The 13,220-nt window shown below is 46.5% G+C and carries 11 protein-coding genes; 4 read left to right on the top strand and 7 right to left on the bottom strand.

Annotation, left to right across the window (positions count from 1 at the left end; translation table 11 throughout):
- Positions 1-61 precede the first annotated feature (61 nt).
- Positions 62-916, top strand: coding sequence for a co-chaperone DjlA (gene djlA / locus ACFFUV_RS19360; RefSeq protein ID WP_390196154.1), 855 nt, complete (start codon positions 62-64; stop codon positions 914-916).
- 61 nt (positions 917-977) lie between these two features.
- Here the strand turns inward: djlA and ACFFUV_RS19355 are convergent, their stop codons facing one another.
- The 6 genes from ACFFUV_RS19355 to ACFFUV_RS19330 all read right to left on the bottom strand — a co-directional run bounded on the left by ACFFUV_RS19355 (position 978) and on the right by ACFFUV_RS19330 (position 6,511).
- Entirely contained in the window at positions 978-1,367 is a 390-nt protein-coding gene (locus ACFFUV_RS19355; RefSeq protein ID WP_390196151.1) for a RidA family protein, read from the bottom strand.
- A gap of 101 nt (positions 1,368-1,468) precedes the next feature.
- On the bottom strand, positions 1,469-1,930 hold the full coding sequence (gene pyrI, locus ACFFUV_RS19350; RefSeq protein WP_390196148.1) for an aspartate carbamoyltransferase regulatory subunit: 462 nt from the start codon (positions 1,928-1,930) through the stop codon (positions 1,469-1,471).
- Between the two features lie 14 nt (positions 1,931-1,944).
- Positions 1,945-2,874: an aspartate carbamoyltransferase gene (gene pyrB, locus ACFFUV_RS19345; RefSeq protein ID WP_390196145.1), complete on the bottom strand. Its 930-nt coding sequence runs from the start codon at positions 2,872-2,874 to the stop codon at positions 1,945-1,947.
- Positions 2,875-3,095: 221 nt separating this feature from the next.
- The gene (gene argF / locus ACFFUV_RS19340; protein ID WP_390196143.1) at positions 3,096-4,100 is read right to left on the bottom strand and encodes an ornithine carbamoyltransferase; all 1,005 of its coding nucleotides are present in this window, start codon (positions 4,098-4,100) and stop codon (positions 3,096-3,098) included.
- A gap of 130 nt (positions 4,101-4,230) precedes the next feature.
- Positions 4,231-4,950 (bottom strand): DUF4396 domain-containing protein, encoded by a 720-nt coding sequence (locus tag ACFFUV_RS19335; RefSeq protein ID WP_390196140.1) that lies wholly within the window; start codon positions 4,948-4,950, stop codon positions 4,231-4,233.
- A 184-nt stretch (positions 4,951-5,134) separates the two neighbouring features.
- The gene (locus ACFFUV_RS19330) at positions 5,135-6,511 is read right to left on the bottom strand and encodes a PhoH family protein (protein WP_390196137.1); all 1,377 of its coding nucleotides are present in this window, start codon (positions 6,509-6,511) and stop codon (positions 5,135-5,137) included.
- A 487-nt stretch (positions 6,512-6,998) separates the two neighbouring features.
- Here ACFFUV_RS19330 and rapA point away from each other — a divergent pair, with 487 nt between their 5' ends.
- Positions 6,999-9,908 carry an RNA polymerase-associated protein RapA gene (gene rapA / locus ACFFUV_RS19325; protein ID WP_390196134.1) on the top strand — a complete coding sequence of 970 codons (2,910 nt, stop codon included), beginning with the start codon at positions 6,999-7,001 and terminating at the stop codon, positions 9,906-9,908.
- A 64-nt stretch (positions 9,909-9,972) separates the two neighbouring features.
- Here the strand turns inward: rapA and ACFFUV_RS19320 are convergent, their stop codons facing one another.
- On the bottom strand, positions 9,973-11,253 hold the full coding sequence (locus ACFFUV_RS19320; protein WP_390196131.1) for an NRAMP family divalent metal transporter: 1,281 nt from the start codon (positions 11,251-11,253) through the stop codon (positions 9,973-9,975).
- Between the two features lie 197 nt (positions 11,254-11,450).
- On the opposite strand from ACFFUV_RS19320, the gene rluA reads away from it, so the two are divergent.
- Both rluA and ACFFUV_RS19310 read left to right on the top strand, forming a co-directional pair.
- On the top strand, positions 11,451-12,188 hold the full coding sequence (gene rluA, locus ACFFUV_RS19315) for a bifunctional tRNA pseudouridine(32) synthase/23S rRNA pseudouridine(746) synthase RluA (protein WP_390196128.1): 738 nt from the start codon (positions 11,451-11,453) through the stop codon (positions 12,186-12,188).
- Positions 12,189-12,225: 37 nt separating this feature from the next.
- Positions 12,226-13,188 carry a D-2-hydroxyacid dehydrogenase gene (locus ACFFUV_RS19310; protein WP_390196125.1) on the top strand — a complete coding sequence of 321 codons (963 nt, stop codon included), beginning with the start codon at positions 12,226-12,228 and terminating at the stop codon, positions 13,186-13,188.
- Positions 13,189-13,220 lie beyond the last annotated feature (32 nt).

The raw sequence follows: 13,220 nt of genomic DNA, 5'->3' as shown, positions 1-13,220 counted from the left end.
AACGCTTCCGGCACTATCAGACCACGTTACGATAAAAAAATTCAGACATTGAGAGCACATAATGCAGTTTTTTGGCAAAATTCTTGGCGCCTTTTTTGGCTTCTTATTTGGTGGGCCGCTTGGAGCCGTATTCGGATTTTTTCTTGGACATCAGTTCGATAAAGCGCGTCGCTTGAATCAAGCTGGCTTTCGTACTGGCGGTTTCGGTTCTGGTCCAAGCCAAGCTGAGCGCCAAGAAGAGTTTTTTAAGGCCGCGTTTGCGGTGATGGGGCACGTCGCCAAAGCGAAAGGCCAGGTGACGAAAGAAGAAATTCAATTGGCCAGCGCGATGATGGAGCGTATGAACCTGCATGGCGAGCAACGTCGTGCGGCTCAAGATGCGTTCCGTGACGGAAAAGACGCGGACTTTCCATTAGAAAGTGTGTTGGAAAAAGTGCGTCTTACCACGGGAGGACGTTTTGATCTTTTGCAGTTTTTCTTGGAGTTACAAGTGTCAGCTGCATTTGCAGATGGTGATCTTCATCCGAGTGAGCGCAATGTGCTGCATAAGATTGCCCGTGGACTGGGTTTCTCTTCTGAACAGCTTGAACAGCGACTTCGTATGCAAGAAGCCGCGTTTCGTTTTCAACGTGGCGGCTCATCGCACTCTGGCCAGCAAGGTGGTCAGTATTCTGGTCAATGGCAGCAAGCAAGCCAAAGCGATCAATTAGCCGATGCTTATGATGTTCTGGGTGTGAGTGAAAGTGCCGATAGCAAAGAAGTGAAGCGTGCTTATCGCAAATTGATGAACGAACACCACCCAGATAAGCTGATGGCGAAAGGGTTACCCCCTGAGATGATGAATGTGGCGAAAGAGAAATCTCAGGAAATTCAAAGCGCTTATGATTTAATTAAAAAGGTCAAAGGGTTTAAATAACCGTCTTCGCCATTCAATAAAAAAGCGAGCTTAGTGCTCGCTTTTTTATTAGCCACGATAGCTATTTACGCAGTGCAATCGCTTCGATTTCAATGCCGACATCTTTTGGCAAACGTGCCACTTCCACACATGAGCGTGCTGGGTAGTTCGCGACATTGTGGTCATCGAAGAATTTGCCATAAACCTCGTTAACCGTACCGAAATCGTTGAGATCTTTAACAAATACCGTCATTTTGATGATGTCTGTAACGCCAAGGCCTGACGATTCAATCACTGCTTTCACGTTATTAAGAGATTGCAGAGCTTGCTGTGCAATATCCGCAGGGACTTCGCCCGTGGCTGGGTTGACAGGAATTTGTCCAGAGGTCATCACCATGTTGCCAATATCAACACCTTGAACGTAAGGGCCAATTGCTGCAGGTGCGGATTCGGTATGAAGCACTTTTGTCATTGTTATATATCCATATGTTGTGGTTGAACGCTGAAAACAGTGTGCCGCGAAAGGATTGAGTCGTAAAGAGTAAATCCGTCACTTCTCGGCGTTGTTACGACTTAGCCTTCGCCCATAACATCTCTGGAGAATACTTTTTCGCAATATTTGCATTTCAAACGAATCTCTTGATGTTTTTCAAATACTCGAAAGCTGCTGTCTACGGGCTCGTTATGGGTAATACAGTTGCTATTTGGGCATCGAAAAACGCCTTGAACTTGCTCTGGTAATTCAAGCGCAAGTTTCTTCACCACTTGATAATCTTCAATTTGATTGACGGTCGCATGTGGCGCATAAAGGGCTAACTTATTCGCTTGCTCTTCATTAATAAATACATTTTCAATCTTAAGAAGGTCTTTACTGCCTAATGCTGAAGAGGGCAGGTTCAGCCCGACTGTTACACGTTGCTCAGATTTATCCATCGCAAACAGTTTGAGGACCTTAATGCCGATTTGCGCCGGAATATGGTCAATCACGGTGCCGTTTTTGATTGCTTCGACTTGAAGTTGTGTTTCTTTCGCCATGATAGATTCCTTGCTTACAGTGTTTGGTTGAGAACCAGCGCGAGTAGGGCTTCACGCGCATAAACGCCATTTTCGGCTTGCTCAAAGTAGTAAGCGTGCGGCGTTTTATCGACATCGGTGGTGATTTCATCGACGCGAGGCAGCGGATGGAGAACTTTGAGGTTACGGCGTGCATGTGTTAGTAGCGCAGCATTTAACACATAAGCTGACTTGATATGCGCGTATTCCGACTCATCAAAGCGCTCTTTCTGAACTCGCGTCATGTAAAGGATATCCAATTCAGGAATCACACTTTCCATGTCGGTATGCATGCTGTACTGAATGCCAGCTTCATCTAATTCTTCACACAAATAATCCGGCATCGCTAATGCTTCCGGTGCGATAAAGAAGAAGCGGATATTGTTGAACTTAGCCAACGCTTGAGTGAGCGAGTGTACGGTACGACCGTATTTTAAATCCCCAACAAAGGCCACATTGAGATCATCAAGGCGTCCTTGAGTTTCTGAAATCGTAAACAGATCAAGCAAGGTTTGTGTTGGATGCTGGTTGGCGCCATCGCCCGCATTAATCACTGGGGTTTGGTTAGAAAACTCAGAGGCTAAGCGTGCTGCCCCTTCTTGGGGGTGGCGCATCACGAACGCATCAACGTAAGAAGAGATGACACGAACCGAGTCGGCAAGGGTTTCCCCTTTATTCGCTAGGGATGTATTACCGCCGCTATCAAAGCCGATAACGTCGCCGCCGATGCCTTGAATCGCCGTTTCAAAAGAGAGGCGAGTTCGCGTTGAAGGCTCAAAAAAACAACTCGCAATCACTTTGTTTTTAATTAAATTAGGATTGGGATTCGCTTTAAGTTCCCCGGCGGTATTTACGATCAACTCCAGCTCTTGGCGAGAGAGTTCTGGTATCGAGATAATGTGCTTATGATAAAGCGTGTTGGTCATAATCTTCTTCCCTTCAGGTAATAAAAAAGCCTCCCATAACGGGAGGCTTTAACATTTTTGAGCAATAGAAAAAAAGCAGCCGTGTAAGCTTACAGACAGCTTACCGAACGTGTGTCGCAGTGCAGCCATGAGACTCGGCGTCATTTCATATCCCTCAGACAAATTGTCCAGCATTATACGCCTGCAAACGATTACCTCAAGGTTTTTATCAGCAAAATCGCTTAATTTCCTAGCGTGGCAACCATCACGGCTTTGATGGTATGCATGCGGTTTTCTGCTTCGTCAAAAACAATAGAATAATCAGACTCAAACACTTCTTCGGTCACTTCCAGACCTTTCATGCCATATTTTTGAGCCACCTCTTTGCCTACGGTGGTTTCATCGTTGTGGAACGCGGGTAAGCAGTGCATGAATTTTACATCTGGATTCCCTGTGAGCTTAATGACTGACATGTTGACTTGGTAAGGCGTCAACTGCGCGACACGTTGATCCCACGCTTCCGGAGCTTCCCCCATGGAAACCCACACATCGGTATATAAGAAATCACAATCTTTCACGCCTTCTTCAACCGATTCCGTAAGGGTGATACGTGCCCCACTTTTTTCCGCCAGAGCCTGGCATTGCTTAACCAAAGATTCATCTGGCCAAAAAGCCTTAGGGGCGACTAAGCGAATGTCGACACCCATAATTGCGGCACCAACTAATAGCGAGTTACCCATGTTGTTGCGTGCATCGCCTAAGTACGCAAGCTTGAGTTGTTTTAGGGATTTTCCGTGGCTATGCTCAAGCATGGTTAGGAAATCAGCAAGGATTTGTGTTGGGTGGAACTCATCCGTGAGGCCGTTCCATACCGGAACGCCCGCATAGGTGCCGAGCTCTTCAACAATCTCTTGACCATACCCACGGTACTCAATGCCATCGTACATGCGACCAAGCACGCGAGCTGTGTCTTTCATTGACTCTTTATGGCCTATTTGCGAACCGGAAGGGCCGATGTAAGAAACCTGAGCACCTTGATCAAAGGCCGCTACTTCAAACGCACAGCGCGTACGTGTTGATGACTTTTCAAAGATCAGCGCGATGTTCTTACCCACTAAGCTCTTTTGCTCATTACCCGCGTATTTGGCTTTTTTTAACTCGGCCGCCAAATCGAGCAGGAACTGAATTTCCTTAGCGGAAAAATCAAGCAGCTTGAGGAAGTTCCGGTTCCGTAGATTAAACGCCATAGTTATGATCCTTTTTAATAATCTTTTGTATAGCGTCAGTTAAACATAACTACCCATGTTTTGTGAATATTTATTTTTAATTGGAGCAATGTTCGCCTTATTTATTGCAAAGTTGTGATTATAAATGCGTTTACATCGCTTCTTTTATTCCCTGACGAATGAGCACATAGTTGACCGGGATCGCCGTTACTAATCCACACAGCATCGCCAGTTGCATCATCCACCAAAAGCTGACGGAAGTGACTTGTAGAGGGGTATTGAGTACCTGTGCAAAAAGATAGAAATGGGCGAACGCCATAAACCCATACATACCAACTTGCCAAGCCGTCAACGAAAGAAAGTCAGCTTTGAGTGCCTCGAAGATCGCTTGGCGGCGACTGATATCTCGCATCGGTTTAATCGCAAAGTATTGAAAGATAATGCCCAAGGCAAATGCGATAACGAAGTCTAACCCCCAGACCGCAAAAATCTTATCGGCAAATAACCAGTGCCAACCAAATAAGATTGCGAGAGAAGGGAGCAGGAAAGCAAGGCTTTCAGCAATGATATCACCTAATGTACAGCCACTGCCGCAGTGCAGCGCTCCCTTGATAACTTGCACCAATGACGGGGTAGAATCATGTTGATGTTGATGTTGATGTTGATGTTGATGTTCTGGATTCGCACGACCGTAGCGAAAATAGAACCAAGCTAATAGCAAATGACCAAACAACGCACACAGGGGCCATACCCAGTTCATAATTTTCATCGGTTGCGGGCGCTGGCGAACATCTCTGATGATGATGAGGCTAGAGGTCAAGCCAAGAAGAATCGATATCCATGCAATCACGGTGACCCAAGTCGGTATCATAAGCGCTCCTAAAGCATTAGCGTAAGTGAGACGATGACCTAAATTTCATTGAAACAATTTGAAACAAAAAGTGCAAGTCATGCTATGGGGGAGTATTGCTGATGAGACAAAGAGTGTATGCGATGAGGGGATTGAGACGAAATGCGGAAACTCTACAGTAAAGAGCTTCCGCATCGTATAAAGGCTAGAGGTTTTCTTCTGCAAACTCGGCCAAACGACTGCGCACCACACCGTTTAAGTGAATGTTGGCGCTGCCTTCAAAGTTCTTAAAGCGTTCAACCATGTACGTTAAACCGGAAGTGACAGGCGTTAGATAGTGGGAATCAATCTGCGCTAGGTTACCTGAGCAGACAATTTTTGTTCCTTCACCACAGCGAGTGATGATTGTTTTGATCTGTGAAGCGGTTAAGTTTTGACACTCATCTAGCAGCACGAATGCATTTTGAATTGAACGTCCACGCATAAAGTTAATGGATTTGAACTGAATATTGGCTTTGTCACAGATGTATTTCATCGAGCCTTCAGTACAGTGATCATTTTTATGCAGCGCTTCGAGTGTATCCGTGACTGCGGCAAGCCAAGGCATCATTTTCTCTTCTTCCGAACCCGGTAAGAAGCCGATCGACTCACCGATGTCAGGAGTGTTACGGGTGACGATGATTTTATCAAACTGATTCTTTTCGATGGTTTGTTCAAGCGCAGCTGCCATCGCGAGCAATGTTTTACCGCTTCCTGCTGCACCGGTCAGAATGACCAGGTCTATGTCGGGGTCAAGCAAGGCATCGAGTGCCATGGCTTGGTAGACATTTTTGGGTGAAATATCCCAAGCACGGCGATGCATCATGTGCTCACGGCTGAGATCACGAATCGTAATTTCCTCTGGCGTTATGTCTTCAACACGTCCGGCAAAATCGCTCTCTTCATCAATCACATATTGGTTGATATAAGTGGGTTCAAACGGTTCTCGCGCTAAGGTATGGTAGGTTTTTCCGGCGTAGTTTTGGGTGTGGACTTCACTAATGTTGCTCCAGAAATCGCCTTCAATCTGCTGGAAACCTTTGGTTAAGTACTGAACATCATCAATCAATTGGTCGGTACGGTAGTCTTCAACAAAGCGGACACCGGCTCCTTTTGCCCGTAATCGCATGTTGATGTCTTTGGTGATCAAGACCACTTCACGGGGAGCTCGTTTGTTTTGTAAGTAGAGTACGGCGTTAAGTATACGGTTATCACCTGCTTTATCGGCAAAGGCTTTAACGGTTTCTTGCAGTTCAAAATCGGCGAGGATGGAAATATGTCCTGTGGCCATGCCATCTTTGGAAAAAGGTATGCCTTCGGATATCTGATCTGGGGTTGCTTCGCGGAATAAATCTTCCAGTGCTCGAATCGCGACTCGCGCATCCCGTGCGACGTCACGTTTACTGTCTTTGATTCGGTCAAGCTCTTCTAGGACGGTCATGGGAATGACCACATCGTGTTCTTGGAAGGAGTAAATGGCAAGAGGTTCGTGAAGCAGAATATTTGTGTCGAGCACAAACAGTTTCCGATCGGTATCGCCCATAAGCGTCTCCTTGCCGCAATGCGGCATGCTTAGCAATAGATGTTTGCGCAGGGCAGATTACTTTCGCTCAGCGGACTAGCAGAAGTAATCAATGACAAGCTGCAAACCCGTATGGTTCCGTTTTTGAATAAGCATAACTTGTGCCATTCAGCTTATGTCTGATGCTAAAAATCCTTAGCCTGTGACATAAAACCAAGTTACTTAGGCGTCCTATTCAATGTTGAGTATATGCAAATTTGACTACACTCAAGATTAGATTTGCCATTGAATTGTGACATTTTGAAGTCACACAAAAGGACGAAAAAAAATCCTGGCTTTTAAGGTGTTTGTTCGTGACCTGTATCACGGCTTGCAGTAATATTATCGACCTTTTTTCTCAGCCAGATATAACGCTAAATTCATAGATTTGTGACTTTTTTCTGGTAGCAGAAGCTTTAAGATAGCAACACGCTTAATTTCCAATTGATATAGGTGAGGTAGTCGATTCATGACATTTGCTTTGGGGCAACGCTGGATCAGCGATACGGAAAGTGATTTGGGATTAGGGACGGTCGTCGCGCTTGATGGGCGTACGGTCACTCTAATGTTTGCAGCATCAGAAGAGAATCGAGTCTACGCTCGTCATGATGCGCCAGTGACCCGAGTGACTTTTAATGTCGGTGATGAAGTGGAGAGTCAACAAGGCTGGTTTCTGACTGTCGAACAGGTAGTCGAAGACAGTGGCGTCGTCACCTATGTGGGGACTCGTTCCGACACCGAACAACAAGGGGTTGAGCTACGTGAGATTATGCTCAGCCATCAAATTCGCTTTAACAAACCTCAAGATAAGCTGTTTGCTGGTCAAATTGACCGCATGGATAACTTTGTGCTGCGTTATCGTGCATTAACCAATCAGTATCAGCAGCATCGTAGCCCAATGCGTGGCTTGTGTGGTATGCGTGCTGGTTTGATTCCTCACCAGCTGTTCATTGCCCATGAAGTGGGCCGCCGTCATGCACCACGTGTTTTACTGGCCGATGAAGTCGGGCTGGGAAAAACCATTGAAGCCGGCATGATTATTCACCAGCAAGTGTTGTCTGGGCGTGCTGAGCGAATATTGATTGTGGTTCCTGAGACCTTACAGCATCAATGGCTGGTTGAAATGCTCCGGCGTTTTAATTTGCACTTCTCTATCTTTGACGAGGAACGTTGTGTCGAGAGCGTTGCTGAAGGGGAAAACCCATTTGAAACTCAGCAATACGTTCTATGTTCACTCAATTTCTTGCGTAAAAGCCGCGAACGCTACCAACAAGCTTTGGATGCGGAGTGGGATTTACTGGTGGTCGATGAAGCTCATCACCTTGAATGGAGCCAGGATAACCCAAGTCGTGAATATCAAGTCATAGAAGGGCTGGCCAACAGCACTCCCGGCGTTTTACTTCTGACCGCAACCCCGGAGCAGCTTGGTCGTGAAAGTCACTTTGCGCGCCTGCGGTTGCTTGACCCTGACCGCTTTTATGACTATCACGCGTTTGTCGAAGAAGAGCAGCAGTACGAACCAGTGGCTGACGCCGTTGCTGCACTCTTTTCGGGCGAAGAGCTTCAAAATGACGCAAAAAATAAGATAACCGAACTACTTTCAGAACAAGATGTAGAACCTTTGTACCGGATTCTTAGTGGCGAAGTGAGTGACGAAGAAAAAGCTCAAGCGCGCCAAGAGTTGATCGATAACTTGATGGACCGCCATGGAACTGGACGCGTCTTGTTCCGTAATACTCGAGCGGCAGTGCAAGGTTTTCCTCAGCGTCATGTTCACTTGCTACCGATGGAGATTCCATCTCAATACACCACTTCAATGCGTGTCGCCAACATGATTGGTGGCAAAATTAGCCAGGAAGCACGTGCGGTGAAAAACCTCTATCCAGAGGAGATTTTCCAAGAGTTTGAAGGGGAAGAAACCAGCTGGTGGCAATTTGATCCTCGAGTGAATTGGCTTTTGGATAAAATCACCGAAAAGCGCAGCGAAAAAATCTTGGTCATTGCTTCGCGCGCTAGTACGGCTTTGCAGCTTGAGCAAGCGTTACGTGAGCGAGAAGGCATTCGGGCGACCGTTTTCCATGAAGGAATGTCGATTTTAGAACGTGATAAAGCGGCGGCGTATTTCGCTCAAGAAGAGGGCGGTGCTCAAGTTCTGATTTGTAGTGAAATTGGGTCTGAAGGACGCAACTTCCAGTTTGCGAATCAGCTGGTGATGTTCGATTTACCATTCAACCCTGATCTTTTAGAACAGCGAATTGGACGCTTGGACCGTATTGGACAAGCGCGTGATATCGAAGTGTATGTTCCTTATCTTGAGGGGACCTCACAAAGTATCTTAGCTCGCTGGTTTAATGAGGGCTTAAATGCATTTGCAGAAACTTGCCCAACAGGCCGCACGGTCTATGACCAGTTTGATACAACGCTGATTGAAATGTTGGCGACAGGGAATACTGAAGCGCTGGATGATGTGATTGAACAATCTTCGAAACTGAATAAATCATTAAAAGCACAGCTTGAGCAAGGGCGTGATCGCCTGCTGGAAATGCACTCAAATGGCGGTGAGCGAGCTCACGAGATTGTTGAGCGTATCGCCGCAACCGACGGCGATACCAATCTAGTGACTTTTGCGCTGAGCCTGTTTGATACCATTGGTCTAAACCAAGATGACAAAGGCGATAATGCTCTGGTCGTCACGCCGTCAGAACATATGATGGTACCAAGTTATCCGGGGTTACCGTATGAAGGGGCAACCATCACCTTTGAACGCAGCACCGCGCTCGCACGAGAAGATATTCACTTTATCAGTTGGGAACATCCAATGATTCAAGGTGGCATTGATCTTCTGATGAGTGAAGGTGTGGGCACTTCCGCGGTATCGCTGCTAAAAAATAAAGCGCTACCCGTGGGCACTGTCCTGCTTGAATTGGTATTTGTGGTTGATGCACAAGCGCCAAAAAGCAGTGGTATTAGCCGTTTCCTTCCACCGACACCGATTCGCCTTCTGCTTGATCAGAAAGGGAACGATCTGTCGCATCAAGTCGAGTTTGATGGTTTTAACCGTCAATTGAGTCCTGTTAATCGTCATCTGGCGAGTAAACTTGTCACCTCTGTTCAGCCTCAGTTGCACCATCTGATTGAGGTCGGTGAAGGGTTAATCGAAGCCAAAGTTGATGAGGTGAGACAGCAAGCACAGAGTGATATGCATAGCCGCCTCAATGCCGAGCTTGAACGTTTACAAGCATTAAAAGCGGTTAACCCAAACATCCGTGATGAAGAAATTGAAAGCCTTGACGAGCAAATTAACACGCTTAATGGTTACATTTCTCGTGCTCAGTATCAGCTTGATTCGTTACGCGTCATCGTCGTATCGCATAACTAAATCTACTTTCCAGATACGCAAAAGGCCTTCATTTGAAGGCCTTTTTTGTCGATGTCATGTGCAATTACATGATCCACTTCCACCAAACAAACAGCGCTAGGAAGCCAAAGAGATAAATCAGACCAATAACGGAAAGAAGCTTCAGCTTGTTCCCTACAGCCAAGGCTTTGGGGAGTGGTGTTTTGGTGACCAAAATAAAGTTAAGCAAGGCAAAGAACGGCGTGGTGACAAACGCCAGTACCATCGCGAAGTTCAACATGGGTAGTAGGGCTGATGCCCAAAATACGATAATGCCAAGCGCGAGTGCTGAGATGAACCACATCCAATTTTGGGTTGTTTTAGGGTTCATTTCCGGTTGGTTACGCAGCAAACGCTGAGATTCAGACACGACACGAGCATAGCCATCAATCACCGTAATGGTACTGCCAAAAATACAGAAAAATGCAATGACAGCAATAAGGTAGCGTGACCACTCACCAATCGTCGATGCGTACATACCCACTAACTGATGTGAAAATCCAATCCCTGATTTAGACAGTTCAACACCAGAACCGTGCAGAACCAACGCGCCTAATGACAGGAATACAATCGCCAGTAGCGCAGTGCCAATGTAGCCAACATTAAAGTCGAACAAAGCAGAACGTGCGGTGACCGCTTGATGTGAACTCTGGCTCTTGAGCCACATTGAGGTCAGGCTTGAAATTTCAATGGGTGCAGGCATCCACCCCATGGTGACGACGATAAAGCCGATCGCGGCGATGGTCCATGGCGAAGGTTCTTCTACTGCAGCCGATGCCACTGGTTGAGCATCGCTTGAAAAGGCAACCATTACCGCGCTAAGTGTCGCGATGGTTAATACAGCCATGATGATTTTTGACAGTGAATCGAGGGCTTTGTAGTGACCGGCAAATAAAATGACTAAGCAGGTAACCAGCACAATAGCACTCAGGGCACTCATTGAGAGATCAAATGGAATAAAGTAGCCCAGTAGACTTGCACTAAATAGCGCCAGTGCTGCGGTATTTACCACAGCTGAAATACTGGCCAGAGCCATGAAAACCCACAGGTAAGGACGGCCAAGTTTTGAGTAGCCTTCAACTAAACTTTGCCCGGTTCCCATCGTGTATTGAACACCAGCTCGAAAAAACGGATATTTAAAAAGGTTTACGAGCAAAATGAGCGCAGCAAGTTGCCAACCATAAATGGCACCCGCTTTAGTCGATGCGACGAGGTGTGAGCCACCTACCGCGGCAGCCGCGGTCATGACGCCGGGGCCTAAAGATTTGATCAATTGTGACAAGGGAGCTCGCTCTTCGGCGGGCCGGTACTCGGCAGCATTCTCCATGGGTTAATCCTTATACGTGTGCTTGATTATTGTTTTATAGTTTTTTGTCAATAGATGGTATGGATATCACATATGACTTTTGTGTCAAACTAAATTTACATTTTTTCAGAAATAGCAGTTTTAGGTTGACAATTAGCCATTCGAGCTTGAAAGGACTCTGGTATAATCGCGACGTTTTTAGTGACGGGACACATTGAATGGCGATGCATGAATACCACCCTCCTACTGAGCCGTGGGTTGAGATCATTTATGAAGACGAACATATTTTGGCAGTCAACAAGCCGTCTGGCCTGCTGTCGGTTCCTGGCCGTTTGCCTGAGCATCAAGACAGTATGTGGCGTCGCTTACAAGAAACACATCCCAGCATACAGGTTGTGCATCGCCTCGACATGGATACCTCAGGCTTGATGGTACTTGCTAAAGACAAATGGGCAGAGTCGGCGCTAAAAAAGCAGTTTCAATACCGATTAACTCATAAAGTGTACTATGCGCGAGTTTGGGGGGCGGTGAATCATGAGCAAGGCGAGCTCGATTTCCCACTGATAGGTGATTGGCCCAATCGCCCCAAGCAAAAAGTGTGTTATCAACAAGGAAAGCCCGCCAAAACCTATTATCAAGTGGTAGAACGCGAAGCCCAGACAACCCTAGTCCGCTTGCTACCTGTGACAGGGCGCTCGCATCAATTACGCGTTCACATGCAGGCTTTAGGGCACCCTATTGTTGGGGATGAGTTTTATGCATCCGAGCAAGCATTTGAATTTTCTGATAGGTTAGAGCTTCACGCCGCTGAGTTGAGTTTTTATCATCCTCGAAGTCACGAGTTAAGTAGCTTATTTGTTGCCTGTGATTTTTATCCGCAAGCCCAAGCGATGATCTTTGAGCATTTTGACGCTGAGAAAACACTGCCAGATTATAAAACTCTGCCCACCCCTTAGTCTGGGGAACTTGGGTAGCGAATAAGGAGAATAAAAAATGACGTTACCCAAAGTGGTCTTTCTGGACCGTGCCACCATTCCTTCCCATATCCATTTGCCTCATTTGCCGTTTGAGCATCTATGGGTCGAGTACGATACCACCGCGCCATCGCAAGTGCTTGAGCGTATTTATGATGCGGCGATCGTGATTACCAATAAAGTGGAACTCAAAGGTGATCTGCTCACTCAGCTTTCCGATCTCAAATTGATTGCTGTCTCTGCGACTGGCTATAACAACGTCGATATTGAGGCATGCCGAAAAAGTCATATTGCGGTCACCAACATTCAGGGGTATGCAACCCAATCTGTTCCCGAACATGTGATTGCAATGATGTTTGCTTTACGACGTAACTTATTTGCCTATCATCAAGATATTGCTAATGGTGAGTGGCAGCGTAACGGGCAGTTTTGCTTTTTTACTCATCCGATTAATGATATCTCCGGAAGTACGCTAGGCGTTATTGGCCGAGGTGCTTTGGGGCAAGCAACAGCTGAACTGGCCAAAGCAATTGGTATGAATGTCCTGTTTGCTGAGCGTAAGGGGGAAACCCGTTGTCGTACTGGATTGACACCGTTTGAACAGGTACTTCAGCAAAGTGATGTTTTGACGCTACATTGCCCGTTGAATGAGGACACGCACCATTTGATCGGTCAACGTGAGCTAAAAACGATGAAGTCGTCGGCCATTTTAATTAATACTGGGCGTGGTGGGTTAGTTGATGAGCAGGCATTAGTGGAGGCATTGACTGAACAAATCATCGCAGGGGCTGGTGTTGATGTATTTAGTGCGGAACCTGCTGATATGTCCAATCCTTTATTAGCGAACATGTCGCTGCCTAATTTACTTTTAACTCCGCACGTTGCCTGGGGGAGTGACTCTTCAATAACGCGTCTCGCCGAGATTTTAATACAGAATATTGCCGCCTTTGAACGAGGTGAGCGGCTCAATAGAATTGTTTAGACGGACGGTTCTTTCCTCTGGCTAAATATTGA

Origin of the sequence: Vibrio olivae, from assembly GCF_042428525.1 — a bacterium.
GTDB classification, from domain to species: domain Bacteria; phylum Pseudomonadota; class Gammaproteobacteria; order Enterobacterales; family Vibrionaceae; genus Vibrio; species Vibrio olivae.
Note: the sequence above shows the minus strand (reverse complement) of the source record. Positions and strands in the feature narration are given on the sequence as shown.

What these genes read in the sequence shown, in the direction of transcription:
- djlA (WP_390196154.1), top strand. Translation starts at nt 62, where the DNA reads ATGCAGTTTTTTGGCAAAATTCTTGGCGCCTTTTTTGGCTTCTTATTT.
- ACFFUV_RS19355 (WP_390196151.1), bottom strand. Translation starts at nt 1,367, where the DNA reads ATGACAAAAGTGCTTCATACCGAATCCGCACCTGCAGCAATTGGCCCT.
- pyrI (WP_390196148.1), bottom strand. Translation starts at nt 1,930, where the DNA reads ATGGCGAAAGAAACACAACTTCAAGTCGAAGCAATCAAAAACGGCACC.
- pyrB (WP_390196145.1), bottom strand. Translation starts at nt 2,874, where the DNA reads ATGACCAACACGCTTTATCATAAGCACATTATCTCGATACCAGAACTC.
- argF (WP_390196143.1), bottom strand. Translation starts at nt 4,100, where the DNA reads ATGGCGTTTAATCTACGGAACCGGAACTTCCTCAAGCTGCTTGATTTT.
- ACFFUV_RS19335 (WP_390196140.1), bottom strand. Translation starts at nt 4,950, where the DNA reads ATGATACCGACTTGGGTCACCGTGATTGCATGGATATCGATTCTTCTT.
- ACFFUV_RS19330 (WP_390196137.1), bottom strand. Translation starts at nt 6,511, where the DNA reads ATGGGCGATACCGATCGGAAACTGTTTGTGCTCGACACAAATATTCTG.
- rapA (WP_390196134.1), top strand. Translation starts at nt 6,999, where the DNA reads ATGACATTTGCTTTGGGGCAACGCTGGATCAGCGATACGGAAAGTGAT.
- ACFFUV_RS19320 (WP_390196131.1), bottom strand. Translation starts at nt 11,253, where the DNA reads ATGGAGAATGCTGCCGAGTACCGGCCCGCCGAAGAGCGAGCTCCCTTG.
- rluA (WP_390196128.1), top strand. Translation starts at nt 11,451, where the DNA reads ATGGCGATGCATGAATACCACCCTCCTACTGAGCCGTGGGTTGAGATC.
- ACFFUV_RS19310 (WP_390196125.1), top strand. Translation starts at nt 12,226, where the DNA reads ATGACGTTACCCAAAGTGGTCTTTCTGGACCGTGCCACCATTCCTTCC.